Annotated in this window: 27 protein-coding genes; 16 read left to right on the top strand and 11 right to left on the bottom strand. The window is 71.8% G+C overall.

All coding sequences use genetic code 11. The features are described from left to right. Positions 1-28: 28 nt before the first annotated feature. From DFQ13_RS23070 to DFQ13_RS23050, 5 genes are all read left to right on the top strand, one after another. On the top strand, positions 29-1,747 hold the full coding sequence (locus tag DFQ13_RS23070) for a DEDD exonuclease domain-containing protein (RefSeq protein WP_110081317.1): 1,719 nt from the start codon (positions 29-31) through the stop codon (positions 1,745-1,747). A 156-nt stretch (positions 1,748-1,903) separates the two neighbouring features. Then, positions 1,904-2,263: a hypothetical protein gene (locus DFQ13_RS23065; RefSeq protein WP_110081316.1), complete on the top strand. Its 360-nt coding sequence runs from the start codon at positions 1,904-1,906 to the stop codon at positions 2,261-2,263. Positions 2,264-2,292: 29 nt separating this feature from the next. Then, positions 2,293-2,568: a hypothetical protein gene (locus tag DFQ13_RS23060; RefSeq protein WP_035278469.1), complete on the top strand. Its 276-nt coding sequence runs from the start codon at positions 2,293-2,295 to the stop codon at positions 2,566-2,568. A 98-nt stretch (positions 2,569-2,666) separates the two neighbouring features. After that, entirely contained in the window at positions 2,667-3,083 is a 417-nt protein-coding gene (locus DFQ13_RS23055) for a hypothetical protein (protein ID WP_052020569.1), read from the top strand. 275 nt (positions 3,084-3,358) lie between these two features. After that, positions 3,359-4,471, top strand: coding sequence for a type I restriction endonuclease (locus DFQ13_RS23050; protein WP_110081315.1), 1,113 nt, complete (start codon positions 3,359-3,361; stop codon positions 4,469-4,471). Positions 4,472-4,486: 15 nt separating this feature from the next. Here the strand turns inward: DFQ13_RS23050 and DFQ13_RS23045 are convergent, their stop codons facing one another. After that, positions 4,487-5,734 carry a lipase family protein gene (locus DFQ13_RS23045; protein ID WP_110081314.1) on the bottom strand — a complete coding sequence of 416 codons (1,248 nt, stop codon included), beginning with the start codon at positions 5,732-5,734 and terminating at the stop codon, positions 4,487-4,489. Positions 5,735-6,130: 396 nt separating this feature from the next. Here DFQ13_RS23045 and DFQ13_RS23040 point away from each other — a divergent pair, with 396 nt between their 5' ends. Next, positions 6,131-6,910 (top strand): helix-turn-helix transcriptional regulator, encoded by a 780-nt coding sequence (locus tag DFQ13_RS23040; RefSeq protein WP_233438537.1) that lies wholly within the window; start codon positions 6,131-6,133, stop codon positions 6,908-6,910. Positions 6,911-6,926: 16 nt separating this feature from the next. Here DFQ13_RS23040 and DFQ13_RS23035 read toward each other — a convergent pair whose 3' ends face one another. Genes DFQ13_RS23035 through DFQ13_RS23015 form a run of 5 tightly spaced genes read right to left on the bottom strand, consistent with a single transcriptional unit; the run spans position 6,927 to position 10,941 of the window. Further along, entirely contained in the window at positions 6,927-7,571 is a 645-nt protein-coding gene (locus DFQ13_RS23035) for a biliverdin-producing heme oxygenase (RefSeq protein ID WP_110081313.1), read from the bottom strand. Beyond that, positions 7,568-8,140, bottom strand: a complete 573-nt coding sequence (locus DFQ13_RS23030; RefSeq protein ID WP_052020573.1) for a TetR/AcrR family transcriptional regulator — start codon at positions 8,138-8,140, stop codon at positions 7,568-7,570. Before DFQ13_RS23030 ends, DFQ13_RS23035 begins: the two co-directional genes overlap by 4 nt. A 58-nt stretch (positions 8,141-8,198) precedes the next feature. Further along, on the bottom strand, positions 8,199-9,536 hold the full coding sequence (locus DFQ13_RS23025) for a hypothetical protein (RefSeq protein WP_110081312.1): 1,338 nt from the start codon (positions 9,534-9,536) through the stop codon (positions 8,199-8,201). A 15-nt stretch (positions 9,537-9,551) separates the two neighbouring features. After that, on the bottom strand, positions 9,552-10,061 hold the full coding sequence (locus tag DFQ13_RS23020) for an NUDIX hydrolase (RefSeq protein WP_110081311.1): 510 nt from the start codon (positions 10,059-10,061) through the stop codon (positions 9,552-9,554). Next, positions 10,054-10,941 carry a LysR substrate-binding domain-containing protein gene (locus DFQ13_RS23015; protein ID WP_110081310.1) on the bottom strand — a complete coding sequence of 296 codons (888 nt, stop codon included), beginning with the start codon at positions 10,939-10,941 and terminating at the stop codon, positions 10,054-10,056. Before DFQ13_RS23015 ends, DFQ13_RS23020 begins: the two co-directional genes overlap by 8 nt. A gap of 70 nt (positions 10,942-11,011) precedes the next feature. On the opposite strand from DFQ13_RS23015, the gene DFQ13_RS23010 reads away from it, so the two are divergent. The 6 genes from DFQ13_RS23010 to DFQ13_RS22985 all read left to right on the top strand — a co-directional run bounded on the left by DFQ13_RS23010 (position 11,012) and on the right by DFQ13_RS22985 (position 15,200). Further along, a complete protein-coding gene (locus DFQ13_RS23010; RefSeq protein ID WP_110081309.1) occupies positions 11,012-11,389 on the top strand; it encodes a YybH family protein in 378 nt (125 codons plus the stop codon). Between the two features lie 82 nt (positions 11,390-11,471). Further along, positions 11,472-11,936 (top strand): YbaB/EbfC family nucleoid-associated protein, encoded by a 465-nt coding sequence (locus DFQ13_RS23005; RefSeq protein ID WP_110081308.1) that lies wholly within the window; start codon positions 11,472-11,474, stop codon positions 11,934-11,936. Between the two features lie 13 nt (positions 11,937-11,949). Beyond that, positions 11,950-12,255: a type VII secretion target gene (locus tag DFQ13_RS23000; protein WP_110081307.1), complete on the top strand. Its 306-nt coding sequence runs from the start codon at positions 11,950-11,952 to the stop codon at positions 12,253-12,255. Continuing rightward, positions 12,255-14,195 (top strand): YwqJ-related putative deaminase, encoded by a 1,941-nt coding sequence (locus tag DFQ13_RS35670; protein WP_110081306.1) that lies wholly within the window; start codon positions 12,255-12,257, stop codon positions 14,193-14,195. Before DFQ13_RS23000 ends, DFQ13_RS35670 begins: the two co-directional genes overlap by 1 nt. After that, the gene (locus DFQ13_RS22990; RefSeq protein WP_052020578.1) at positions 14,192-14,551 is read left to right on the top strand and encodes a toxin-antitoxin system YwqK family antitoxin; all 360 of its coding nucleotides are present in this window, start codon (positions 14,192-14,194) and stop codon (positions 14,549-14,551) included. Before DFQ13_RS35670 ends, DFQ13_RS22990 begins: the two co-directional genes overlap by 4 nt. 22 nt (positions 14,552-14,573) lie before the next feature. Next, the gene (locus DFQ13_RS22985) at positions 14,574-15,200 is read left to right on the top strand and encodes an endonuclease V (RefSeq protein WP_110081305.1); all 627 of its coding nucleotides are present in this window, start codon (positions 14,574-14,576) and stop codon (positions 15,198-15,200) included. Between the two features lie 3 nt (positions 15,201-15,203). Here the strand turns inward: DFQ13_RS22985 and DFQ13_RS22980 are convergent, their stop codons facing one another. The 3 genes from DFQ13_RS22980 to DFQ13_RS35665 are packed head-to-tail and all read right to left on the bottom strand — an operon-like array spanning position 15,204 to position 16,970. After that, positions 15,204-15,560, bottom strand: coding sequence for a hypothetical protein (locus DFQ13_RS22980; RefSeq protein ID WP_035278481.1), 357 nt, complete (start codon positions 15,558-15,560; stop codon positions 15,204-15,206). Then, complete coding sequence (locus DFQ13_RS22975; RefSeq protein WP_110081304.1) at positions 15,557-16,579, bottom strand: hypothetical protein; 1,023 nt, start codon at positions 16,577-16,579, stop codon at positions 15,557-15,559. Before DFQ13_RS22975 ends, DFQ13_RS22980 begins: the two co-directional genes overlap by 4 nt. Positions 16,580-16,592: 13 nt before the next feature. Further along, on the bottom strand, positions 16,593-16,970 hold the full coding sequence (locus tag DFQ13_RS35665) for a hypothetical protein (protein ID WP_219994601.1): 378 nt from the start codon (positions 16,968-16,970) through the stop codon (positions 16,593-16,595). Between the two features lie 95 nt (positions 16,971-17,065). Between DFQ13_RS35665 and DFQ13_RS22965 the strand changes: the two genes are divergently transcribed. Beyond that, entirely contained in the window at positions 17,066-17,521 is a 456-nt protein-coding gene (locus DFQ13_RS22965; RefSeq protein ID WP_110081302.1) for a GNAT family N-acetyltransferase, read from the top strand. 531 nt (positions 17,522-18,052) lie between these two features. Here the strand turns inward: DFQ13_RS22965 and DFQ13_RS33250 are convergent. Both DFQ13_RS33250 and DFQ13_RS22960 read right to left on the bottom strand, forming a co-directional pair. Then, the gene (locus DFQ13_RS33250) at positions 18,053-18,190 is read right to left on the bottom strand and encodes a hypothetical protein (protein WP_181400118.1); all 138 of its coding nucleotides are present in this window, start codon (positions 18,188-18,190) and stop codon (positions 18,053-18,055) included. Continuing rightward, positions 18,175-18,972 (bottom strand): DUF6973 domain-containing protein, encoded by a 798-nt coding sequence (locus tag DFQ13_RS22960; RefSeq protein WP_181400117.1) that lies wholly within the window; start codon positions 18,970-18,972, stop codon positions 18,175-18,177. Before DFQ13_RS22960 ends, DFQ13_RS33250 begins: the two co-directional genes overlap by 16 nt. A 1,024-nt stretch (positions 18,973-19,996) precedes the next feature. Here DFQ13_RS22960 and DFQ13_RS22955 point away from each other — a divergent pair. From DFQ13_RS22955 to DFQ13_RS22945, 3 genes are all read left to right on the top strand, one after another. Beyond that, on the top strand, positions 19,997-20,722 hold the full coding sequence (locus DFQ13_RS22955; protein ID WP_146241335.1) for a helix-turn-helix domain-containing protein: 726 nt from the start codon (positions 19,997-19,999) through the stop codon (positions 20,720-20,722). Between the two features lie 173 nt (positions 20,723-20,895). After that, entirely contained in the window at positions 20,896-22,014 is a 1,119-nt protein-coding gene (locus DFQ13_RS22950; RefSeq protein WP_181400116.1) for an SEFIR domain-containing protein, read from the top strand. Further along, positions 22,011-25,070 carry a DEAD/DEAH box helicase gene (locus DFQ13_RS22945; RefSeq protein WP_110081299.1) on the top strand — a complete coding sequence of 1,020 codons (3,060 nt, stop codon included), beginning with the start codon at positions 22,011-22,013 and terminating at the stop codon, positions 25,068-25,070. The genes DFQ13_RS22950 and DFQ13_RS22945 overlap by 4 nt, the downstream gene beginning before the upstream one ends. Positions 25,071-25,093: the final 23 nt, after the last annotated feature.

Raw genomic sequence — 25,093 nt, 5'->3', positions numbered from 1 at the left:
TCGGGGGGCTGTTCTAGCGTCAGCGGCGATGAGCAAGTCAGCCGACCCCCGCCCCCAGCTCGCCTTCGACGAGCTGGGCACCCCGCTGCGCGACACGACGTTCGTGGTGTTCGACCTGGAGACCACCGGCGGCAGCCACGAGCAGGACGCGATCACCGAGTTCGGCGCGGTCAAGGTGCGCGGCGGTGAGGTGCTCGGCGAGTTCGCCACCCTGGTCGACCCCGGCCGGGGCATCCCGCCGGAGATCGTGACGCTGACCGGCATCACCGACTTCATGGTCAGCTCCGCCCCGGGCATCGAGGTGGTGCTGCCCGCGTTCCTCGAGTTCGCCGCCGGGGCGGTGCTGGTCGCGCACAACTCCGGCTTCGACGTGGGTTTCCTCAAGGCCGCCTGCCGCGAACTCGGCTACGCCTGGCCCAAGCCCGCCGTGGTCTGCACGGTCCGCCTCGGGCGGCGGGTGCTGAGCCGGGAGGAGGCGCCGAGCTGCAAGCTCTCCGCCCTGGCCGCGTTCTTCCGGGCCGAGACCACCCCGGTCCACCGCGCGCTCGACGACGCGAAGGCCACGGTCGACGTGCTGCACGGGCTGCTGGAGCGGGTCGGCTCGCTGGGCGTGCAGTCGCTGGAGGAACTGCTCGACTACATCCCCGAGGTCACCGCCGAGCAGCGCCGCAAGCGCACGCTCGCCGAGGACCTGCCGCACGAGCCCGGGGTCTACCTGTTCCGCGGCCCGTCCGAGGAGGTCCTCTACGTCGGCACGGCCTCGGACCTGCGCAGGCGCGTCCGGCAGTACTTCACCGCCTCGGAGACCCGCAGCAGGCTGCGCGAGATGGTCGCCCTGGCCATCCGGGTGGACTCGGTGACCTGCTCGCACCCGATGGAGGCGGAGGTGCGCGAGCTGCGGTTGATCTCCGCGCACAAGCCCGCCTACAACCGCCGCTCCAAGAACCCGCGCGACTCCTGGTGGGTCGTGCTCACCGACGAGCCGTTCCCCCGGCTGTCGCTGGTCCGCACCGCCCGCGACGGCGCCTTGGGGCCGTTCCGCGGCCGGGCGCGGGCCGAGGAGGCGATGCTGGCGCTGCAACAGGCCACCGGGGTTCGCCCGTGCACGGTCCGCATCCCGGCGAAGTCGCCGAACGCCAGCCCGTGCGCCCTGGCCGAGCTGGAGCGGTGCGCGGCACCGTGCGCGGGCAACCAGACCGCCGAGGAGTACGCCCCCGCGCTCCAGGCCGTCGACTCGCTGGTGGCGGGCCACGACACCCACCCGCTGCACCGCCTGGCCCTGCGGCTGTCGGAGCTGGCCGAGGCCCGCCGGTTCGAACAGGCCCGCGCCGACCGCGACCGGATGCGCACCCTGGTCCGCGGCCTGGACCGGGGTCAGCGGATGGCCGCGCTGGCCGGGATCGCCGAGCTGGTCGCCGCCCGCCCGGACTCCCTGGGCGGCTGGGAGTTCGCGGTGGTCCGGCACGGCAGGCTCGCCTCGGCCGGGGTGGCCAGGCGCGGGGTGCGGCCGATGCCGGTGGTGGAGGCGCTGGTGGCCTCGGCGGAGACGGTGCTGCCCGGCGCGGGCCCGCTGCGCGGCGCGATGGCCGAGGAGGTGGCGATCGTGCTGCGCTGGCTGGACAAACCGGGCACCAGGATGGTCCGGTGCACCAGCCCGTGGGCCGAACCCGCGCACTCGGCCGCCACCTGGCGCGGCTGGCTAGACCGCGCCGACGCCGCCCGCGACAGCGAGTTCGACCGCGACTGACCGGCCGCCCGCTGGCGCGTCCCGGGCGACACACCGCCCGGTTGCACGGACGGCCACAGAGTCTGCACGCGCGGTCACACCTGCGCCTTCCGGCCACCGCCAGTCTCCGGTAATTCTCAACCGACCTGATCTGTTTCAAGTCGGAAGGAAACATCGATGGCACTCCCGTCCCGCCGCACCCTGCGGACCGCCGCGGCAGCCCTGGTCGCGGCCACCGCGCTCGGCAACCTCGCGGCCACCACCGCCCAGGCCGACACCGTGGGCGCGCTCAGCGGCAGCGGCACGATCAGCGACCCGTGGAACCCCACGCACGCCGCGCACATCACGTGCAACTCGGCGACCCTGTTCGCGAACTACTCCCCGAGCGCGGGCCACCGCGACCCCATCGCGACGCTGTCGCAGGGCAACTACATCGGCGTCCGCTACATCACCTCGAACAACTACTCCGCCGACGTCTTCTGGCACGGCACCAGCCAGTGGGGCTTCCTGCTGCGCAGTTGCTTCTCCCTCAACTGACCCCACCCACCCCACGTCGAGGAGTTCCCGTGTCCTTCCGCCGCACCACCACCGCACTCGTCGCGGGCGCGCTGAGCGTCGCCGCCGCGATCACCACCGCCCCCACCGCCTCCGCGGGCACGGTCCACGAGATCTGCGCCGACTCCCTCTACGTCCGCACCCAACCCGCCGGGGTCATCATCGGCACCCTGTTCCGCGGCGAGCACTTCGAGCTGTCCCGCTACTCCGAGAAGGGCTGGGCCGAGGGCTACGCCATGGGCCACGTCAACCAGCGCGGCTGGGTCCAGGGCGGCTGGTTCTGCTAAATCGGTAACACACCGTCACCTTCCCCGATAGACCTGAGGGATCATTCGGGTCTATCGGGGAGAGGACGCTGGTGAAGTCGCTACACCGAGTTCTCATCTTGGCACCCCCAACCGCCACGATCGGGTCACCCGGGCCGCCCGCCCACACCTGCCCCATCAAGCCCCCACCGCCCGCCGCGTCCGCCGCCCGGTGCCGCCGCCACCACGCCAGGGCCCTCGCCACCCGCGACCCCCACCTCGCCCGCCGCCTCGGCATCGGCCGCCCCGACCTGGGCCTCGACTACGACGACGGCGGCCTGGTCGAACTCGGCGGAGCCCCCGCCGCCACCATCGCCCGCATCTGCGGCCTCACCCGCACCGAGGCCGACCGCATCGTCACCACCCGCGCCACCTCCCGAGACCTGGACGAACTCCTGGTCGCCGCCGACGTGCCGGTCAGCCAGTGGGGCATGGTCCGCGACCGAGCCCTCCTCCACCCCCAGAACCCACCCCCACCCGACGACCGTCCACTGTGAACCCCCGGTGACCACCACCCGGCCCCGACACGACACCCACCGCGAGGCGGGTGGAGATCCCAACACCACCTAGTCCATAAGGGACACTCGGAACCCCTGGGTCTCGAACGGGGAAACGCAACCGACGAACGGCCTGCGCGGCACCGGACAAGCCCCGGGCCACACCGGACACGATCAGGTAACGCGGTAACACCCTCGCCTTCCCCGTCGATCTACCCGGCGCGGGCGAGCCAGGGTCCACACAGGGCTCCCGCCGGACGGAAAGGGCGCATGGGATGGACATCGCGGAGCGCGCGCAGGCACTGGCGCAGCGGATCAAGCAGCACAAGGCGGGCATCGAGACCGAGGAGGCGACCAAGAACGCCTTCGTGATGCCGTTCATCAGCACGGTGCTCGGCTACGACGTGTTCGACCCGGCCGAGGTCATCCCCGAGTTCACCGCCGACGTCGGGACGAAGAAGGGCGAGAAGATCGACTACGCCATCGCCCACGGCGGCCAGGTGCAAATCCTCATCGAGGCGAAGAAGGTCAACGACCCGCTGCGCATCGAGCACGCCTCCCAGCTCTACCGGTACTTCGCCGCCACCAACGCCCGCATCGCGATCCTGACCAACGGCGAGGTCTACCACGTCTACACCGACCTGGACGCGCCGAACCGCATGGACGCGAAACCGTTCCTCGTGCTCGACTTCGCCGACATCGACGCCACCCTGCTGCCGGAGCTGGCGAAGCTCACCAAGGAGACCTTCGACCTCGACTCGGTGCTCAGCGCCGCGGGCGAGCTCAAGTACATCGGGCAGATCAAGCGCATCCTGGCCACCCAGTTCAAGGAGCCGGAGGACGAGTGGGTGCGCTTCCTGACCACCCGCGTCTACGAGGGCGCGTTCACCCAGCGGGTGCGCGAGCAGTTCCTGCCGCTGGTGGAGAAGGCCACCCGGCAGTTCCTCAACGAGCAGGTCAACGACCGGCTCAAGAACGCGCTGGGAAGCCCGGACATCATCCTCCCCGTTCCCACGACCCCGGTCGCGCCGGTGGTCGAGGACGGGCAGGCGAACGAGGTGGGCGGGGACGTCGTCACCACCGAGGAGGAACTGGAGGGCTTCCGGGTGGTGCGGGCCATCGTGTGCAGCGAGGTGCCGAGCGACCGGGTGGTCGCGCGGGACACCAAGACCTACTTCGGGGTGCTGTTCGACGACAACAACCGCAAGCCCATCGCCCGCTTGTGGTTCAACCGCAGTCAGAAGTACCTGGGCGTCTTCGACGAGAACAAGAACGAGACCCGCGTGCCCATCACCACGGTGGAGGACATCTACGGGCACGCCGCGCACCTGCGCGCCACCGCTGCCCGCTACGCCGGTGTGCGCGAGCCGGTCACGCCGGTGGCGTAGGCGGGTCGCGGCGCCTCAGGGCAGCCGGTCGAGCACCCACCGGACCAGCGGTTCGGTCAGCAGGCCGTGCGGCAGGTTCTCCTCCGCGCACCGGAACTCGTGGAACGGCCCGGGGAGCCCGTCGACCGGGGTGTGGGGGTTGTCCAGGGAGAGGGCGGCCGCGCTGGTCGTGGGGACGAAGCAGCCGGAGCGGTGTTCCCGGGGGATCGTCGCGCCCAGGGCGTCCGCGACCTGGCCGAAGAACTCGGCCGTTCCGCCCGGTGCGCCGTCCAGGGCCGGGACGTCGGTCGTGGTCGGGTGGCGGACTTCCAGCAGGGCGCTCATCGTCCCGATCGCCGCGTCGGTTCCCCGGTCGGGTTGGAAGCGGGCGGTCGCGGCGGCCAGGGCGCCGAGGTTCCAGTCGAAGGCGGTGGCGCCCGCCGGCAGGGGTGGGCCCACCCCGGTGCCGGTGCCGCAGGACAACCCGACCATGCGCACCCGCCGGGGGAAGTCCCCGATGCGGCGCAGGTCGTCGAGGAACTGCTTGCGCAGCGGGGATTGCACCGGCCCCGAGTACTTCGCGTCCCGGACCCAGGCCCCGAGCAGTTGTTGCGCGGCCGGGGCGCGGAGGAGTTCCGCCCTGTCCCCCGCGCCGGGGAACCGGCCGAAGAAGTGGGCCAGTTGCTGGAGGATCAGGGGAATCCAGGCGCCGTCGTGCGGGGTGTCGCAGGACAGGTAGACGTCGGTTTCGTGGTCGTGGCCGTCGGTTTCGAGGAGGGCGAGGGCGTAGCGGGCGATGAGGCCGCCGGAGCCGATGCCGCCGACGGTGAGCGGGGCGGTCCCGGTGCGCTCGGCGGCGGCCCGGCGCACGCACTCGGCGAGGGCGCCCGCGTTGGCCTGCAGGTAGGTCTGCCGCTCGGCGAAGCCCACCAGGACCACGTCGTACCCGGAGGCCAGCAGGTCGTCGACGAGCGCGTCGCCGGTCAGGCGGGTCACCGGGTCCGCGCTGGGCCCGTGGCCGTGCGCGTCGGCCAGGATGACGGGTTTGCGCGGGGTCCGGTTGCCCCGGCCGAGGTGCACCAGGGCGCGCCCGCGGGCGTGGACGCCGTTGTAGCCGCGCCCGTCGACCAGTTCCCACACCGCGTCCGGGGTGCGCGGGCGCGGGCGGGCCGCTCCGACGTCGAACCAGGCACCGGGTGCGACCGCCCGGCCGACCACCGCGATGTCGCCCGCGCCGGGCTCGGCCGGGGCGACGAGTTCCACGTCGACCCGGGCACCCGTCATCGCCACCCTGTTCCCCCCACCGGTTCCGGGCGTCGACATTAGCGACGCGGGCAGCCGGGCGCATGGAGGTCTTCGGGTGACAGCGGAACACCAATGGTCGTACCACTCGCAGCGCAGCGTCACCACGGCGAGCGGGTCACCCCACTCGGGCAGTCGACCCCACCACGTGCCGGCACCCCTTGCCGCAACCCCCTCCGATGGCGGGCAAGTCCCACCGGCTCAGCACAACACCTGGAGTTCCAGCAACTCGTCGCCACCACATGTTGTGCTTGCGTCATCTTGTTCCGAAGCGCCGCGCACCCGTGTCATCAATTCCTCATACATCTCGCGCCAAGGTGGACGTGGAGCGGCACCCGGCCGCACCGGGACGGGAGGGACACGATGTCACCGGCACCGATGTCGCAGACCGACGCTACCGCCGCACGGGCGGTGGGCGGGCGCTCGGCGTGGATTCGGCCGGAACCGGCCACGCGGCCCGACCTGGCGCGGGCCGCCGCCACCCCGCTCGGAGGGGCCGCCCCGATGGCCGCCGTCTTCCCCGAGGCGCCGGTGGACCCGGCGCCCCGGTTGACCGCCGTGAGCACCGGGGTGGACGGGCTCCTCGCCTGCGCCGCCCACGAGGTGCTGGTGCTCAGCGACCAGGCCACCGCGGCGGGCCCGTTCGGGCCGGTGCGCCGGATCGACCACTGGAACCTGCGGCGCGGCGTGCGCTACCGGGTCGTGGCCCCGGACAGCGCGCCGGGCCTGGACCCCCGGCTGGGCGCGCTGGTCGCGGCGGGCGCCGACACCCGCACGGTGCCCGAGGTGCCCGCGGTGGCGCTGGTCGTCGACGGGTCGGTGGTGGTCGTGCCCGCCGAGGGCGGCGCGGGTGCGGCCGTGGTCCGGCTGCCGGGTGTGGTCACGGCGCTGACCGCGTTGTTCGAGCGGGTGTGGGCCGGGGCGGCGCCGCTGCCGGGTCCGCCGCTGTCCGGCCCGGCGAAGCCGGGTGCGCGGGAGCGCGAACTGCTGACCATGCTGACCGACGGGTGCACCGACGAGGTGGCCGCGGTCCGGCTGGGCGTGTCGGTGCGGACGGTGCGCCGGATGGTCTCGGACCTCATGCGGCGGCTGGGCGCGCGCAGCCGGTTCCAGGCGGGCGCCAAGGCCGCCGAGCGGGGCTGGCTGCCCGGGGACTGATCCCCCGGTGCCGGGTTCAGCAGTGGACGGCGGCCAGGTCGTCGAAAACGGCGCGGTTGAGCCGGAAAGCCAGGTCCGCCTCGGCGATCAGGGCGTCGCGCTCCCCCGGCCGCCACGGCGTCTCGTCGAGCAGGGCGCGGTAGCGGTCGCGGAACGGCTTGGGCTTGCCGATGCCGTCGAAGAGGCAGTGGCGGACGCCGTCGACCTCCAGGCCGTAGGTGTCGCGCAGCCTGTGCCGGATGATCTGCCCGCCGAAGAGGTCACCGAGGTAGCGGGTGTAGTGGTGCGCCACGAAAGCGGCTCGGTCGGTGGGGCAGACCGCGCGCAACCGATCCACATAGGACGATGTGGCGTCCAGCGGGCGCAGGTGCCCGCGCCAGCCCGGGCCGAGCAGCCAGGCCAGGTCGGCCTCCAGCGCCGGGCTGCGCCGCAGCGGGTCCAGCACGAACCGGCCGACCACCGGGTCGCCGCGCCAGACCTCGCCCGCCTCCTCCAGCGCGGAGTGGAACAGGTGGCTCTGCGCGAGCAGTGCCGCGTACGCCTCGCGCCCCAGGTCGCCGCCGAGCAGCGCCTCGACGAACGGCGACCGCTCGGCCCGCTCGTGCGCGTCCCGGGTCGCCGCCCGCAGCCGCGCCGCGAAGCCGCCGCCCACCACCGTCACCGGACGAGTGCCTCGACCAGCCGGACCGCCGCCGCACCGGCCCGCGCGACGTCGCCGTCGAGCCGGTTCCGGTAGGCCGCCTGGGAGTAGAGGCCGTCGACGAGCAGCCACACCCGCTCGGCCAGTTCGCCGGACGGGTCCACCTCCCCCGCCGCGGCATCGATCGCGGCCCGGCTCGCCCCCAGGTAGTCCCGGGCGACCCGGGTGGGTGCGGCGTCGGCGTCGTCGGGGAACTCGGCGAGGTAGTTGCGGAAGGCGCAGCCGCGGAACCCCGGCTCGGCCACCTTCGCGGCGACCTCGGCCACCAGCGCCACCAGCGTGTCCGCGGGGGTGCGCGCGTCCACCAGGGCCAGCCGGGCGGCGCTGTCGCGCACGTCGCGGGCCACGGCCAGGTAGGCGGCGACCAGGTCCGCCTTCTCCGGGAAGTGCTGGTACAGCAGGTTCTTCCCGGTGCCCGCCTCCTGGATGATCCGGTTCATCCCGACCGCGCGCACACCGTGCTCGTAGAAGAGCCTGGCGGCGGCACCGAGGATGCGGTCCCGGGTGTCCGGCGCGGGGGTGCGAGCCATGCCCCCACCCTAGCGGACCGCCCGGTCCGCTTGCCCCGGCCACCGTCGACCGGCTGTCCTAAGCGGACTTGCGCACCAGGTTCGTGTACCCGGCGAGCGCCAAGGTGGCCAGCCCCCACAGCGCAGCCTGGATGACCCAGATCGCCACTGTGAACGCCTGCCCCCACCGGGTCCCGGTGTCCAGGTCGCACCGGCTGCGCAGCCCGGTCGGCCCCAGCGGCAGCCCCCGGTCGAGCCCCAACCCGACCAGCTCCACCGACGAGCACGCCACCCCCACCGCGGGCGAGGGCGACCCGGGCTGCACGGTCCGCTCGGCGGCGTGGTGCCCCGGCCGGGTGTCGACCTGTCCGGCGGCGTAGCCGAGCAGCCCGGCCGCGGTCACCGCCAGCAGCAGCGCCGCCGCCGTGCGCCGGGTCCGGTACCCGTACCCGGCGAGGGCACCCCAGAGCCGGTGGGAGAACCGGGTCACCGGACCGCCCACGGCCGCGGGCGAGCGCCGCAGCAGGTCGCCCTGCTGGGCGATGAGGATGCGCCGGGCGTTGCCGTCGTGCCCCGCCGCCCGCTCCACCGCCGCCAGCCGCTGGTACGGCGAGGCGTGGTAGGCCGTGGTGTGGCAGCGGACCAGGTGCAGCCACTGCCGCCAGTCGAGGTAGCCGATCGAGCTGAAGCCGAAGTTGTCCAGCTCGACCCGGGCCGGGTGGTCGCAGTCGTCCTCGCGCGAACCGTCCGGGCAGACCACCTCCGCGGGCAGGAAGACCGTCCCGTCCACCGTGCTCTCGTGCAGGTCGAGCACCGGTCCCGTCGGGTTCTCCAGGCGGGCGCCCGCGAACACCACCTGCCCGCCGAACCGCGACCCCACGAACCGCGCCGCCCCGCGCTCCCCCACGCCGCGGATGCGGGCCCGCCGCAGGAAGAAGCCGCCGTCCAACCGCATCCGGGTGGCGTACAGCGCGGTGCCGGAGGTGCTGGTGAACTCCGCGTCGTCGGCGTCGAACTGCCCCCCGACGTGCGCGTCGAGCAGCCGCACCTCCCCTTCGGCGCGGACGCGGCGCAGGAACAGCCCACCGTCGACCCTGGCGCCGTCGGCGACCAGCCCGGCGATCCGGCTGCCGTCGAGGGTCAGGTACGGCAGCACCGCGCGGGTGGCCCGGATGGGCTCCTCGACCACGCAGTCCGCCAGGTGCAGGCCGACGACCGCCCGGACCTGGTCGAGGTCGAGCACCCCGACGACCCGCGCGCCGCGCACCCGCACCCCGCGCGGGTCGAGTTCGCCGTGCCTGCCGAGCAGCAGCTCCCGGATCAGGCCCGCGCGCACCACCACCGGGTCATCGGCCGAACCCTCGAACCACTCACCGTCGGACATGGCCTGCACGAGGTCGTTCTCACCGTGGGTCACACCGACAATTGTCGATCACGCCGCGTACCGGGCATAGCGCGCCACGGACTCGCGCCCGTCGGGGGTGAACGGCCACGCCGGGTCCGCCAACCGCGCCAGCAGCTCCGCCCACGGCACCCACCAGCCCGCGGCCACCTCCGACGCCTGGTGCCGGATCTCCCCGCCGGGGTGATCGGCCTCGTAGACGCACGCCAGGTAGTTCGCGGAGTCGTCGGCGTACCAGTACCGGAAGCACGGGCGGACAACGGTTCGCACGCCCAGTTCCTCCGCCAGCTCCCGCGCGGCGGCCACGTCGGGCGACTCCCCCGCGGTCACCACCCCACCGGCCCACACGTCGTGCATCCCCGGGTACACGTCCTTCGTCAGCGTCCGCCGGTGCACGTACACCCGCCCCGCCCGGTCCCGCAGCAGCACCTGCGTCGCCGCGTGCGGCAGGTTCTCCGCCCGGACGCGGCTGCGCGGCGCCGTCCCGACCACCCGCCCGCCCAGGTCCCCCCGCGCGTACAGGTCCACCAGCTCATCCACCGACGACCTCCAGCGTCCGCCGCGCCAGCGCCAGCAGCGCCCGACCCGCCGGGCTGCCCGGCCCGGTCGCCCGCCACGCGAACGCCAGCCGCCCGCTGAGCGCGGGCGAGGTGATCGCCAGCGGGTGCAGGTCCGGCCGCGACCGGGCCAGCGAGTCCGGCAGGATCGCCACGCCCAGCCCCCGCGCGGCCAGTTGCGCCAGCAGCACCGGGTCGCCCGCCTCGAAGGCCACCGCGGGGGTGAACCCGGCCGCCGCGCACGCCGCGTCGAGGTGCGAGCGGATGCCCGTGCCCGGCGGGAGGCTGATCAGCGGCAGCCCGCCCAACTCGGCCAGCCGCACCGACGACCGCGCCGCCAGCGGGTGCCCGTGGCCCACCGCGGCGGCGATCGCCTCGTCGGCGACGACGAGGGTGTCCAGGTCGGCGGGCGGGTTCGGGCCGAGCGAGACGATCGCCGCGTCCAGGGCGCCCGCCCGCAGCCGCTCGACCAGCACGTCCGAGGAACCCTCCACCAGGGTCATCTCCACGCCGGGGTGCGCGTCGTGGAAGGCGGCGAGCAGCGACGGCAGGTCCACCGCGTGCGAGGTCACCGTGCCCACCGCCACGTGCCCGCGCACCAGCCCGACCAGCTCGTCGACCGCCAGCCGCGCGTCCTCGACCGCGCCCAGGGCGGCCCGCGCGTGCGGCAGCACCGCCTCCCCCGCCTCGGTCAGCCGCACCATGCGGGCCGACCGGTCCAGCAGCGGTTGGCCGAACTCCCGCTCCAGCTTGCGGATCTGCGCGCTGATCCCCGGCTGCGCCACGCGCACGCGCTCGGCGGCCCGGGTGAAACCACCCGCCTCCACCACCGCGACGAAGTACTCAAGCTGCCGAAGCTCCATAAGCACTGATTATAGAACCCAGAAGAACCATCTCTTGGACTTCTGGGCAGATTCGCCGCAGGGTGGAGGCATGACACAGAACAACGCCGAGACCCGCGCCATCGCCACCGAGCCGGAGCAGGTGGCCCGCCTCTTCGTCGAGCGGTTCAACGCCGGTGACGCCGAGGGCCTGGCCGAGTTGTACGAGCCCGACGCGGTGATGGCCTACCCGCCCGGCGCCCGCACCGAGGGCCGCGCCGCGATCCGGGCCGTCTGCGCCGAGATGATGGCCCACATCCCGGAGCTGACCCTGCTCGACGGCTTGCCCGCGGTCCGCAACGGCGACCTCGCGCTCACCTCCACCCGCTCCGCCGAGGACACCCCCGGCCGCGTCCAGCTCGTCCGCCGCCAGCCCGACGGCCGCTGGCTGCGCGTCCTCGACCGCCCCGAGGCGCCGCACGACATCTGACCGCCGGGACGCGCCCCGACACGGAACCACCGCCGCGGACGATGCGTCGGACGGGGGGAGACCGGACGAGGCAGGAGCAGTCGTGGCAGAACCGACCTTCGGGTTCGACGGGGCGCGGACCGAGCAGGAGCTGGAGCGCTGGGCGGCGGGCGTGACCGCCAAGGCCGAGCGCTACCAGGAGATGCAGCGCCAGGTCACCGGCGTCACCGGGACGGCGGTCTCGCGCGACGGCGTGGTCACCGTCGTGGTCGACTCCGGGGGCGCGGTGACCGACATCCGCTTCACCGACGGCATCCGCAACCACACCGGCGACGCGCTCTCCCGGCTGGTGTCGGAGACCATGCGCACCGCCCAGTCCCGCATCACCGACCAGGTCGCGGAGATCATGCGCACCACCGTCGGCGACGACCCGGCGACGGTGGAGGCGGTGGTGTCCAACTACCGCCAGCGCTTCCCCGAACCGGAACCCGAGGACCGCCCGCGCGAGCAGCGCCGCCGCGAGGACTTCGACGACGACGACTTCGGCGACAACCCGTTCCGGCGCTGAGAGGACCCGCGACATGCCAGACGGCTACGACGTCCTGCCGGACGAACTGCGCAACCACGCGGGCAAGCTCGCCGCCCTCGGCGAACGGCTCGGCACCGCGGTGGACGCGGCGAACCAGGTCACCCTGGGCACCCAGGCCTACGGGGTGATCTGCCAGTTCTTCGTGCCCGTCGTGCAGGCGGTCAGCCAACCCGGGGTCGACGCGCTCGCCGAGGCCGCGGGGTCGATGGACAGCACCGCGAACGGCGTCCGCGCCAACGCCGCGTCCTACGACACCACCGAGCAGGCCAACACGCAGCCGTTCACCGGGAGCCGGTGATGACGAACCCGCTGATCGCCGAACGCCAGGACTCCACCACCGCCTACAGCGGCATCGGCCTCGCCGAATCCGCGATGGACATCTACCACGGCGTCGAGGGCGGCTCCTGGGTCGAGGGCGGCCTCGGGGTCGTCGGCACCGGCCTGGAGATGCTGTCGCTGGCGCTGGACCCGGTCGGCACGCTGCTGCAGTACGCGGTGTCCTGGCTGATGGAGCACGTCAAACCGCTCTCGGACGCGCTGGACTGGCTGGCCGGTGACGGCGACCAGATCGCGGCGTACGCGGCCACCTGGAAGAACGTCGGCACCGAGACCGCCGCCATCGCCGCCGACTTCGCCACCGAGGTGGTCAACGGCACCGCGGGCTGGGAGGGCCCGGCCGCCGACGCCTACCGCGCGTTCGCCAAGGACAAGCAGGACAAGATCGCCGCAGCGGGCACCGGCGCAGGCACCATCGGCACCGTCGTCGAGGTCGTCGGGATGCTGGTCGGCGCGGTCCGCGAGATCGTGCGCGACCTGGTCGCCGAGTGCGTGGCCACGCTGATCGCCCGCATCCCGCAGTGGGTGGCCGAGATCGGCGGCACCCTGGGCGTCGCCACCCCGCACGTGGTGGCCTCTGCGGTGGCGCTGATCAGCAAGTGGGTCAACCGGATCAAGGACTTCATCACCAAGTTGACCCGCTCCCTGGACAAGCTGCGCCCCCTCATGGGCAGGCTCGGCGAACTCTGGGACTCCCTGCGCGACGCCCTGCGCAAGACCCCCGGCACCCCCGACACCACCCCGAACACCCCCGACGCGGTCCGCACCCCCACCTCGGTCTCCGACGTCCTCGACGGCGCCCCCGACGCCACCCGCTCCACCCCCGCCATCCCGGACGCCCCGTCGACCACCACCGACGCCCCGGGTTCGAGCGCCCCCACGACCACGACCCCCTCCGGCACGAGCACCCCGTCGAGCACCACGGACCCCACCGGCGGCACCCCCAGGACCCCCTCCCCGACCCCGTCGGGCACCACCACCCCGTCCCACGTCGACACCTCCACCGGCAGCGCCCCACCGACCTCGCACACACCCTCGGGCAGCACGGTCCCCTCCGGCGCCACCACCCCGTCAGCCGCCACCCCGACCGCGCCTCCCAGCGCTCCGGGCACCCACGCCCCCGGCGGCACCACCCCGTCGAACGCCCCCACCACCCAGACCGGTGGCGGCTCCGGCGGCAACAGCGGTGGCGGCGGCCAACCCCCGCCCGGCGCGCCCACCGACCCACCGCCCCCACCCAGGCCCATCCCGCCGAACCGCACCGGCTCGCAGAGCCTCGGCCACCTCCAGGGCGACCTCACCCGCAACTCCGACGGCCTGATCACCCACGTCAACGGCAAGCCCCTCGACGAGCACCTGCGCGACCTGGCGACCCAGCGCACCGACGAGATCCGCCGAATGCGCGACAACGGCGAGATCTCCGCCAAGGAGGCGGGCCCGGTCAACTCCGTCGCCGTCGACACCCGCACCGGCGAGGTCTTCGAGGGCGTCAACGGCCGCCCGCGCGACGTCATCCCCGAGGCGGACCTGCACCCGGTGCTGCGCGAACGGCTGGAGGAGATGCGCCAGAACGGCCCCTACCAGCAGTACGACCGCGACACCGGTCAGCCACTGATGCGCGACGGCCAACCGGTGATGACCGAGTTCCCGCACGGTGACAACCCGCTGCGGCACGCCGAGGTCAAGGCGGTCAACGACATGCTGTGGAAGCGCGGCGAGGACGTCGACGCGAGCGTCATGTCGGAGTTCCGGGTGGACAACCGCTTCCCGTTCGGCAAGGAGGGCCCGGGCACCGCCCCGTGCTGCGCCAACTGCAATAGGATGCTGGCAGGCACACCCAGCAACGCGGGCCGCCTCACCTTCGACCGCGGCCACCCCAACAGCGAGTTCCTCCCGGAGTGACCACCATGCGAGTCGAGTACGACGACGTCGAGACCGAGGACGACCTCCGGGTCACCCACCAGGGCAAGCCCTTCACCGGCGAGGTCGTCGAACGCGCCCCCGGCGGCCAGGTCGTCGCCCTCACCACGTACTTCGAGGGCATGGAGGACGGCCCGGCCGCGGAGTGGTACCCCACCGGCGAGCGCAAGGCGGAGGGCGCGGTCAGCTACGGGACCGCGATCGGCGTCCACCAGACCTGGCACCGCAACGGCACCCTCGCCACCCACGACGAGTTCGACCCCAAGGGCAAACTCCTCGTCCGCCGCCGCTGGGACGAGAACGGGGCCGTGCTCGAGGACAGGACCCACCACGGATAACCGGCTCACCCCCGAGGAAGCGGTGGCCCAGCAGCTCGCGCTGGCCCCCCGCGTGATCGGCCACGCCCCACCCGGCTTCGCCCCCACCACCGCCGCGGGCCTCGACGTCGCCTACGAGGGCGACACCGGCCGCCTCGCCGCCGCCGCGGTCTGCGTCGACATCGCCACCGGCGAGGTGGTCGACCAGGCCGTCATCCTCGACCAGACGGATTTCCCCTACATCCCAGGCCTTTTCGCCTACCGGGAACTGCCCTCGCTCCTCAAGGCCCTGACAGCGCTCACCACCACACCGGACCTCCTCGTCTGCGACGGGCAGGGCCGGGCCCACCCCCGCCGCTTCGGCCTCGCCTCCCACGCGGGCCTGGAAACCGGCATCCCCTCCATCGGCGTGGGCAAGAACGCCCTGGGCGAGTTCACCACCCCCGCCCCCGAACGCGGCTCCTGGACCCCCCTCACCGACGACGGCGAGGTCATCGGCCGCACCCTGCGCACGCAGGACGGCGTGAAGCCCCTCTTCGTCTCCGTCGGCCACAGGATCGACCTGGACACGGCGACGAACCTGGTGCTCACCCTGTGCCGGAAGTACCGCCAGCCGGAAACCACCAGGGCCGCCGACCACCTGTGCCGCGAAGCCCTCAAGGGCGGCTGAGGCTCACAGGTCGCTGCTCGTGGCGAACGGGTCGAAGGACTCGTCCTCCTCCACGGCGGTGGCGATGGCTTCCCGGTTCTCCTCGGCCATCCGCTCCAGGTGCCCCCGCAGCAGAGCCGCGTTGGGCGAGTCACCCGCGAAGACCGCCTGCCAACTGTCCCTCCCGGACTCGATGCGGCGGGCCAACTCGCGCATGTCCTCCCCCAGGTCACCGCGGGCGGCCGCCTCCTGGAGCGCCCGGAGGGCCTCGGGCGAAGGCTCGTTGCGGCGCTGGAACCGGTAGAGGTCCTGCTGGGCGCGGTCGATCACGCTGTCCAGCTCGGCCTTGGCGGCGCGGATGCGGTCCTCGGGGGTGGTCACCGGCCCGCCCCGGCCGGGACGGGCGCGCCCGCGGGGGCGGGCGGCAGGGACTCGGCGGTGAAGGTGGCGGCGCAGAGCTTGATCGAGTCGATGACGAGGGTGAGGAAGTTCCAGAACACGGTGATCACCTTGCGGGCGTTGTTCACCATCGTGATGGCCTCCTTGACCGACTCGATCAGCTTCCACTGCCCGTAGAGGGGGATGGAGGCGTTGCTCAGGCCCGCGGACACCACGGAGATCACGGTCTTGATGATGTCGACGACGCACTGGGCCATCTTCACGGCCTGGTCGACCATGTCGGTGAGGTGGTCCGACATCACCCGCATCTTGGCGGCCTGGTCGGCCAGCGCGGTGCCCCACTCGCCCATCTGCCCCGCGGACGCCGAGGCCGCCGCCCCGGTCCAGGTGGCGGCGATCGCCGCCGCCCCGGAGCGCAGGTTCGCCTCGACGGCCTCCACGCACGCCGCGACGCAATCCCAGGCGGCGGCCTGCATCGAGGCCTTCCGCACGTCACCGGCGATCCACTTGGTGACGTACTCGCGCGGGTCCGGCCCGCCGACCCAGACGATCAGGTCGCACACCTTGTCCAGAACCCACCCGAAGGACACCTCGGGCAGGGTGGCACCCGAAGCGCTGGGCGCGGTCAGCTTCCCCTGCGCCGAACCGACGTCGTCGAACCCGTTCGCCACGCCGTCGTCGGAGGAGTGCAGGACCCCCGTGCCACCGAGTTCGACGAACCGGTCCCGCCCCTGCGCGTCGGCGTCGCGGTAGGCCTCGGCGCAGGAGGTGAGCGCACCCTGCTCCAGGCCGAGCCCGCTGCCGTCCTCACCGAGGATGTCGTGCACCTTCGTCAGCAGGCCCGCGTAGTCGCCGGTGATCAACTCCAGGATGGCACCGAAGTCGGTGTCGGCGATGTTGCCCGTCGCGTACGCCTGAGCGGCCCCGCAGTCGGCCGACGCCCGCCCGGTCTGGGCGGCCCACCCGCCCAGGTCGGCCAGTTCCACGGTCACATCGGTCACGCCGGTTCCCCCGTCATCGTGTTTTCCAGAAGAGCACCAGGTAAGCCGCCTGCGCCACGACCACCCCGAGGATGACCGCCCACTGCGCCCCGAACGACCACTTCCGCCGCACCGCCACACCCACCAGCACCACCCCCACAACCCCGGCCACCACCCCCGCAACCGCCCACCCCACCGCACCGGACGTACCCCCCACAACGGCAACGACCAGCGAGAACAATACGGCGCCGCTCACCAGCCAGTCACGCAAAACCCCCTCGGCCAGCGCAACCGCGAACCGCGGCACCGCCCGCCACCACGCCCGCCGCCGCTCCTCCCCCACGGAATCGTCCACCTCACCGGCCGCCCGGTACGCAGCCTCGAAGAACGGCCCGTCATCCCGCTCAACCACCCCGACTCCTCTCCCCACCGACACCTCCGACGCCCACCGCCACCACCGGGTTCCCCACCACCGGTATTTTCCTCCCGCAACCGGAGGAGGCCCCCATGCGCATCATCGTCGACGACCTGAGCAGCCCGGAAATCGCCCACCTGCTCACCGAACACCTCGACGACATGCGCGCGATCACCCCACTGGAGAGCAAGCACGCCCTGGACCTAGACGGTCTCCGCACCCCCGACATCACCTTCTGGTCAGTCCTCGACGCCAATACCCCGGTCGCCTGCGGCGCGATCAAACGCCTGGACACCACCCACGCCGAACTCAAGTCGATGCGCACCACCGCCTCCCACCGCGGCCGAGGCATAGCCCAACGCCTCTTGAACCACATCCTCACCGAATCCCGAAAAATGGGCTTCACCCGCCTGAGCCTGGAAACGGGCTCGGCCGACTTCTTCGCCCCGGCGAGGACACTCTACGAACGCGCGGGCTTCACCTACTGCGAACCCTTCGCCGACTACCGCCCGGACCCGCACAGCGTCTTCCTGACCAGAATCCTCTAGGAAGTGTCACGTAGGCCGTTGATCAGCCGGTCTGCTGTTTGTGGATCATGGTCGCTCGGGTGAGGTGGCGGACAAGGCATGGGCGGTGATCGAACTGTTGTTGCCGCCTGCGTCCACCGATGGGCGCGAGTCGCGTGATCACCGCCTGTGGTGCGGGCCCATCAGCGTGCGGCGGGGGCTCGGATGAGGGGTCTGTGCTGGACCCGCGGAGACCCTTGCCGTCGACGGCGAAGACCTGGACGGGTCCCGGGGCGGGTTGAGCAGCGAGATCCACCTGGTGGTCGACGGGCGCGGGCTGCCGCTGCGTCGGCGGGGGTGCACGCGGTGGCCGCCCGCCTGTCTTCAACCCGGACCTCCGCAAGCGGCGGAATATGATCGAGCGGTCCTTCAACAGGTTGGGCCGTTCCAGGACCTGGCGACCCGCTACGCGGAGCGATCCGCCCCTACTACGCAAAATTCACCATCGCCACGACCATCCTCTGACTCCGATGGCCTTTACAGCACACTTGCCAGCCGAGTATTGACATCAGGTCAGGATTCGATGTCGATCAGCGCGGGGCAACCGCGTGCCCGCAAGCGAACCGGTGCGGCATAGGTGTCGTCGCGCAGCAGGTCGGGGGTTGTGAACGTCGCCCGCTGGACGGCACCGTCTTTCAGGAAGACCAACACGTGACCGCGTCGGGTGAACTCGTTCTCCATCGGAACGGGAACTCCGACCTGCTTCTCCACGAAGTTCCGGCTGATCGGCTCCGGGAGATGCAGACGGTGTCCCAGTCACCGCCTGCGAGATCACCCAGCAGCACCTCCCCACCGTTCTGCCGCAACTCGCGCAGACGGCCGGGAAGTTGTTCGTCCTCGGTCAACCGATGTCCTCCATTCGAGCACCCCGTCAGCAAGACGGCGAAAACGACAGCCAGGGAAACGAGCCTTCCAGTTGTCATAGGTGCCGTAGCTGTCGCCACCGGGGTTGTATCCACCTGATGTGTCGTCCTCGTACTCGCCCCGCGCTCGGGGTCATCCCCACCGGTCGCCGGATCGTCCTGGGCCCGCCCGGTCTCACCGGTGGCCACTTCGCTGCTCGGCACCAACCTGCCGTCCGAGCCGACAACGACCACCTCACCGTCACGAACCGCCTTGTCGATATACCCCTTCAACTCCCCGGGCCCCGCGTCCGGGTGCTCCGCCGCGATCCGCCGTCCGATTTCGTTGTTGTGCAGGTCCATCGCCTCAGCGGTGGCGCTGTTGGTGTCCACGCGTTCGTGGGCGGTGGTGTACTGCGCCGCCCACTCCGGTCCGAACCGATTCACCACCATCGCGTTCCAGTAGGCGTGGCGGAAGGCATCGGAATGCCCGTCGGCGATCCCCGCACCCCCGAACACGTTCTCGGCGTCGTGAATGGCGGTCTTGTAGGTGTCGTAGGCGTCCTCGGCTCCCGCCAGCCCCGATGTCATCGAGCATCGCGGCCTTTCCCGCCGAAGTGGCGTCAGCGAGCAAGGTGGCGCCCCCGTCGGTGACACCATCCGCAGCCACCCTGTCCAGCACACCGGCCAGGAAGCCGTCGGCCTCGTCAGCCAACCGCATCACCACCCGGACCCGCTCACGGAGATCGGTCACCACCGCTTCCTCATCGGTACTCCCGGCACCCGACCCGGCAGTCCGGACAACCTGTCCACCGTCGTCAACAGCCACGTCCAGCGGAGCAGCCCGCCACTGCCGGACCTCCCCGAAACCGACCATCGCCCCACCCGCCGCGGAACACGGCAGTGGCCTCGGCCTCATTCGCCTCGTACAACTCAGCCGATTCCGTGAGCTTCCACGCATACCCGTGTGTCTCCACCACCCACGCGGCCAACCGCGTCCGCCAGTGGTCCCCCGCGCCAACCGCACTCCGCGCGGCCCGAGAACCCGGCAACGCCCTGCCCACACTCCCGATGGCCGCATCGGGACTGGCCCCATCCGCAACACCGGCCGCCTCCGCCGCAGCCCCGGCAGCATGCCGGATCTCCTCGGTGACGACGTCATACCCGTTCGGTACGCAAGCCGCCTCTCAGCACCGGGACCATTCGAGGGCACGACATCCCCACCTCGAGGCCAGATCAGCACGTATCACCCGAACAGGCCAACCAGCTCAGACCGGGTAGCGTGGCGCCGAAGCCGGGGCAGCGATGCGGGACCTCCCCGCGGTCACCGGATCGCGCACGGCATCCTCTACCAGATCGTCCCCATTTTTTTCTGTCACTCGATGGGATGACGTTTCTTTCTGATGTCTTGCAACAAGCTCTCCAACGAATTCCGATTGCCAAGATCAACATGCTCGACGATCTGGTGATATTCGAGCGAGGCCCGAATCTTCAACCTTTCTGCACTTGACAAAAAGCTGAAAAAAGCGCAACACCCGTTGACGGCTTTGTCAAAGCAGTCCACGGTTGTGCCTGCACGCACCGCTCCGCTGAAAGACGGAACGAGGTAGGCTCCATGACTGCCACCCACACAGGTTGTCTCAACTCCGTGGACAGAGCGATCCACGATCTGCTGTCCACCGCGACATCCCCCCTCATCGATTGCTGGGAAATCGGTGTCGAACTCCCAGAAAGGTTCCTGACCGCGAGCGGACTCGTCGAAGTCCTCCGAGCCCGGTCGACCGACCGGTCCACCACGGCGGCGCTCTGGACCGAGACCGCCCGGCGAGCACAGGTCCAGCCCCAGCCGTGGGTGCTGCTCGCGGTGGCCGGGATGTTGCCGCGACTGCGCGCCTCCGCCTACCGGGTGCGGGAGCAGGCGGGCTGCGAGCGCGACGACATCGAATCCATGGTGATGCTGGGGTTCGTCGAGACCCTTCGGAGCTGCGATCCCGCCATGCGGAACCTGTCCCAGCACCTCGGGCGGTCCGCCGAACAACGCGCGCGCTACTCGGTCACCACCTTCGAGCTGCCGTGGGGCGACATCCCGGAACCGGGTCCGGCGGGCATCCGGCTGCTGCCGCTGTGCGGCCCCGCGGGCCACCCGGACATGGTGCTCGCGCGCCTGGCCGGGGATGGGGTGGTCACCGCCCTGCAGGCGGACATCATCGCCGCCACCCGCCTCGACGGGCTCCCCCTCTCCTTCGTCGCCGACAAGCTCGGGCTGTCGCTGCACGAATGCGGATTGCACCGCACACGCGGGGAAGGGGCGATCGCCCACGCCTTGAGATCGGAGAACTGATCCCCCACCACGACACCACCACCTCGTTGAAGACCATCCCGTGCTCGATCCTCGTTTCCCGAGCGACGGGTGAGAACCGGGCGAAAATGGAGATCTCTGTGACGTCGGAAGACCGTGCGGACCCCTGGCCACTGACCGTCGAGCTGCATCTGCGGGAACAGGGAACCCGGTGGTTGACCACCGGCCCCGACGACAAGTCGGTCGGCGTGGTGCGGCTGGCGAGCTGGCAGGTCCACCCGGTGGGCGGGACCGAGCTGCCCCCGTGGCTGGCGTGCTACCTGGTCAAGATCAATTACAGTCTGCTCGAGGTGGCGGACGGGCTGGGCATCCCGTGGTTCGAGGTGGCGCTCTCGTTCCCGGAGACCGTGAAGGTCCTCGACGCACTCCCGCACACCACCGCTCCGAACCGAGGCCACTCCTACGTCGTCAACCGGTACGCCAACCTCGTTCCCTGCCAGAGCAACACCGCCGACGTCCACCTGCCCGAGCAGGACTCGGCGGTGAGCACCTTCGGAGTGGGCACCTCCGGAGTCCGGTGGCTGCACCACGGCGGCGGGCGGCGACCGGCGGGTGACCGGGTCGCCTGGGTCGTGCTCACCGCACCGTCCGAACTCCCCCACCTCCCGGTGGAGGCGACATCGCGGTTCAACACCTCGGCTGGTGACCTCCACTCCTGGCCGGTGGCACTGCCGGTGGGGTTCACCGTCGACCTCGGCAGGCAATCCGGGATCGAGGCACTGCCCGACTCCCCGTCCCCGTCCGGTGGCAGGCAGGAGACGGCGTGGCCGTGGATTCCCCGGGTCTTCATCTCCTACGCCTACGACTCCGAAGAGCACGTCGCCATGGTGCGCGCGTTCGCGGAGTTCCTGATCGGGCAGGGATTCGACGTCCGAATCGACCATCTCGACTGCACCGTGCGCCGCGACTGGGGACTCTGGGCGCCGCGGGAGATGCGGAACGCGGACTACGTCATCGTCATCGCTTCTCCGATGTGCGCGGCGGTCGGTGACGGCGCGGTGCTGGAATCGGAACACCTGGGCATGCAGTCCGAGATGGCTCTGCTGCGCGAACTCGTGCACCGCCACCGGCAGGAGTGGACGCGCCGGACGCTCCCGGTGGTGTTGCCCGGCATCACACCGGATGACATCCCGGACTTCCTCCAGCCGTACTGCGCCGACCATTACCTCGTCACGGAGCTGACGGCCGAAGGCGCGGCAGACCTGCTGTCCGTGCTGCGGCACGACCCCCGGTCGATGGAGTCATCCCCGAGCGGCAAGTCCGGTGCGGCATGAGTGCGGAACCCGGGTTCGGCGGCCTGTTCATCGGGGTGTCGCAGTTCGCGTCGCCGGAGGCCCAGCCGGTGCGCTACGCCAAGAAGGACGCGATCGCCTTGCACGCGCTGTTCGCCGACACCTTCGGTGACGGGCGAGCGGAGTTGCTCCACGACGCCGCCGCCACCCGGGCGGCGGTCACCGCCGGTTTGCGGCGGCTCGCGGCCACGAGCACGAACAACGACGTCGTCGTCATCACCTACTCCGGCCACGGAACCCCCGACCATGTGCTGGCCACCCACGACACGGACCCGGACAACCCGACGGGTACCGGGCTCGGGTTGGAAGAGCTGGTTCGCCTGCTCAACGCCATCCCCGCCGGGGTGCTGCTGGTCGTACTCGACTGCTGCTTCTCCGGCGAACCGGGTGACCGGGTCCTGCACGCGCCCGCACCGGCATCACGGGTGGACCGCGTGCTCGCCGAGGTCGTCGGCCGCGGACGGGTGGTGCTGACCGCGAGCACCGCTGAGCAGCGGGCCAGGGAGGACCCCGTCCTCCGGCACGGACTGCTCACCCACCACCTCCTGGCCGCCCTGTGCGGAGCCGAGGAGGTCGTGGACGGGGGTCGCATCGACGTGCTCGCCCTGATCAACCACGTCCGGCGCAAGGTGACCGGGGCCCGGTCGGGAGGCGATGCCCGGCGACAGGACCCCACGTTCACCGGCCGACTCGAGGGCAGCACCACCCTGCCGATCCTGCGCCCGGGCCCCCGGTACCTGGCGGTACGTGGTGCCCACGAGCCCGGACAGGTGACAGCGCGGCCGTCGAGCCTGGTGCGAGTGGGCCTGAGCGAACCGATGGCCAGGAGGTGGGCCGAGGAAATCCCGCACTTCAATCCCCTGCAGCTCAAGGCGATCAACACCGGTGGCGCGCTGGCGGGGTTCTCAGTGGTGGTCCAGGCACCCCCGTCCGGGGGCAAGACGGCCATCGGGCGGCTCGTGGCGGACCACGCGGTGTCCCGGGGTGGCCGGGCACTCATCCTGCTGCCGACCCGAGCGCTCGTGGCCGAACTGCACGACCGCCTGCTGCGGGCACACGCGGGCATCGCGACGCGGGTGATCAGGGTGACCGGCGAACACACCGACCAGGTCGGTGCCCTGCTGACCGCGACCTACGACGTCGGCGTCCTCACCTACGAGATGTTCCTGGCCCTGCTGCTGCGGAACCCGGAACTGCTGTCCCAGGTCCGGGTGCTGGTCGTCGACGAGATCCACAACCTGGGCAACCCCTCGCGCGGTCCGGCCCTCGAGCTGACGCTGATGCTGGTCAAGCTGCACCACCTGGACCACCAGGAGCCGCAGATCGTCGGCCTGTCCGCCGCGACGGGCTCGCTGGGCGGTCTGGACACCTGGTTGCCTGCCTCCGAGGTCGTGTCCGAGGACCTGCCGGTTCCCCTGGTGGAAGGGGTGCTCACCCCCGACGGGGCGTTCCGGCACGAGGTGCCCGGCTGCCAGGAGACGACCACCACGCTGTTCTGCCCGGAACCGGGGGTGGACCTCCAGGTGGCGTTGGTGAAATCCCTGCTCGACGAGGGCGAACAGGTGATCGTTTTCCGCAGTACCAAGCACAAGGCGAAGTCCTCCGCCGCCCTGCTGGGGGATCAGCTCGGCCTCCCCGGCGCGAACACGACCCTGTCGGCGATTCCCGACGACGACTTGGGCGCCATCGGCGACCGATTGCGCGACTGCTTGCACCGCGGTGTCGCGTTCCACACGTCTGAACTGTCCACGGTGGAGCGCACCGCCGTCGAGCGGGGCTTCCGCGACCGCGACATCCGGGTGCTGGTGGCCACGACGACCCTCGCCCAGGGCGTCAACCTCCCGGTGGACACAGCGGTCATCGGTGATCTGGTGCACCCCGACGGCACGCCCTACTCCCACGGCGAGTACCGGAACATGGCCGGTCGGGCGGGTCGGACCGGGCTCTCCTCCCGGGGCAGGGCGATCATCCTGGCCCGGGACGCCGTGGACGCGTCGGCGAAGTGGAACCGCTACCCGAAAGGGACGGGTGCGCCGCTGCGCTCGGCGATGCGCGACGGGCACATCGACGCCAAGCGGTGGGTCCTGCACGCCTGCGCGGGCAGGTTGGCGAGTGGGACCAGGCCCAGCGGGACCGACGTGGCGGAGTTCCTGAAGTGGAGCTTCGCGTCCCACCAGTGCCGGACCAGCGGAGAAGCGGACCCATTCCCACCGGACGCCGTGGGACCCGTGCTGGCGGACCTGCTCGAACGGGGCTTGGTGCGCCGGGTGCACACCGGCTACGCGTTGACCCCACTGGGTGAAGTCGCCGTGACCCGGTCCGTCCGCATCGAGTCGGTGGTGGACGTGCGCGCGGCACTGGCGGGTATCCGCCCCTCGGAGATCAACCGGATGACCCTGATCGCACTCGCGCAGACGACCGCGGAGTTGGACGAGGTCCGCTTCCCAGCCGGTTCCGGAGACCCACGCGGAGAGGAAGCGGCTCTCATCGCCGCTGTCGTCAAGCAGCAGATCGCCCCCTCACTGCTGCGGCTGCTCCGGAGCAGGACAGGGTGGGCCGCCAGGGTCAGGCGCGCGATCGCCTGCGTGCTGTGGATGCAGGGCGTGCCGCTGCGCCGCATCGAGGCCGGGTTGGCCCGGCACGGCGAACAGGCCCCGCCTCCCGTGCGGCAGGCGGCGACGCGCACGGCCGAGGTGGTGGCGGCAGTGGTCGACATCGCCCACCAACTGCACCCGAGCCTGGAACTGGAGATCATGGGCACGGGCCTCCCCGCCCAACTGCGGCTGGGCGTGGTGACCGACCTCGTGCCCGTCGCGCACCGCATCGGTCCCGGGTTCCGGCGCGGCACCTTCTGCGCCCTGGCCGGAGCCGGACTGCGGACACCCGCCGCTGTGCTGGCGGCCCCGCCCGATCTGCTGCTGCGGTGCGCGGGTGGTGATCCGCACGAAGCCGACCGCGTGCGCGCAGCCGCCGACCACGTCAAGGCAAGCAGCGATCCCGTCGACTTCACCGCGCTGCTGGACGAACCGCTCAACTGACCACCGCCACGAGATGGAGTTGC

Origin of the sequence: Actinokineospora spheciospongiae (assembly GCF_003182415.1) — a bacterium.
GTDB lineage: Bacteria > Actinomycetota > Actinomycetes > Mycobacteriales > Pseudonocardiaceae > Actinokineospora > Actinokineospora spheciospongiae.
Note: the sequence above shows the minus strand (reverse complement) of the source record. Positions and strands in the feature narration are given on the sequence as shown.

Bases quoted from the DNA above. Each gene is read 5' to 3' on its own strand.
- DFQ13_RS23050 (WP_110081315.1), top strand. From the start codon at position 3,359: ATGGACATCGCGGAGCGCGCGCAGGCACTGGCGCAGCGGATCAAGCAG.
- DFQ13_RS23000 (WP_110081307.1), top strand. From the start codon at position 11,950: ATGCCAGACGGCTACGACGTCCTGCCGGACGAACTGCGCAACCACGCG.
- DFQ13_RS23030 (WP_052020573.1), bottom strand. From the start codon at position 8,140: ATGGCTCGCACCCCCGCGCCGGACACCCGGGACCGCATCCTCGGTGCC.
- DFQ13_RS23040 (WP_233438537.1), top strand. From the start codon at position 6,131: ATGTCGCAGACCGACGCTACCGCCGCACGGGCGGTGGGCGGGCGCTCG.
- DFQ13_RS23070 (WP_110081317.1), top strand. From the start codon at position 29: ATGAGCAAGTCAGCCGACCCCCGCCCCCAGCTCGCCTTCGACGAGCTG.
- DFQ13_RS23065 (WP_110081316.1), top strand. From the start codon at position 1,904: ATGGCACTCCCGTCCCGCCGCACCCTGCGGACCGCCGCGGCAGCCCTG.
- DFQ13_RS23015 (WP_110081310.1), bottom strand. From the start codon at position 10,941: ATGGAGCTTCGGCAGCTTGAGTACTTCGTCGCGGTGGTGGAGGCGGGT.
- DFQ13_RS22965 (WP_110081302.1), top strand. From the start codon at position 17,066: ATGCGCATCATCGTCGACGACCTGAGCAGCCCGGAAATCGCCCACCTG.
- DFQ13_RS23010 (WP_110081309.1), top strand. From the start codon at position 11,012: ATGACACAGAACAACGCCGAGACCCGCGCCATCGCCACCGAGCCGGAG.
- DFQ13_RS23045 (WP_110081314.1), bottom strand. From the start codon at position 5,734: ATGACGGGTGCCCGGGTCGACGTGGAACTCGTCGCCCCGGCCGAGCCC.
- DFQ13_RS22945 (WP_110081299.1), top strand. From the start codon at position 22,011: ATGAGTGCGGAACCCGGGTTCGGCGGCCTGTTCATCGGGGTGTCGCAG.
- DFQ13_RS35670 (WP_110081306.1), top strand. From the start codon at position 12,255: ATGACGAACCCGCTGATCGCCGAACGCCAGGACTCCACCACCGCCTAC.
- DFQ13_RS22955 (WP_146241335.1), top strand. From the start codon at position 19,997: ATGACTGCCACCCACACAGGTTGTCTCAACTCCGTGGACAGAGCGATC.
- DFQ13_RS22960 (WP_181400117.1), bottom strand. From the start codon at position 18,972: ATGACATCGGGGCTGGCGGGAGCCGAGGACGCCTACGACACCTACAAG.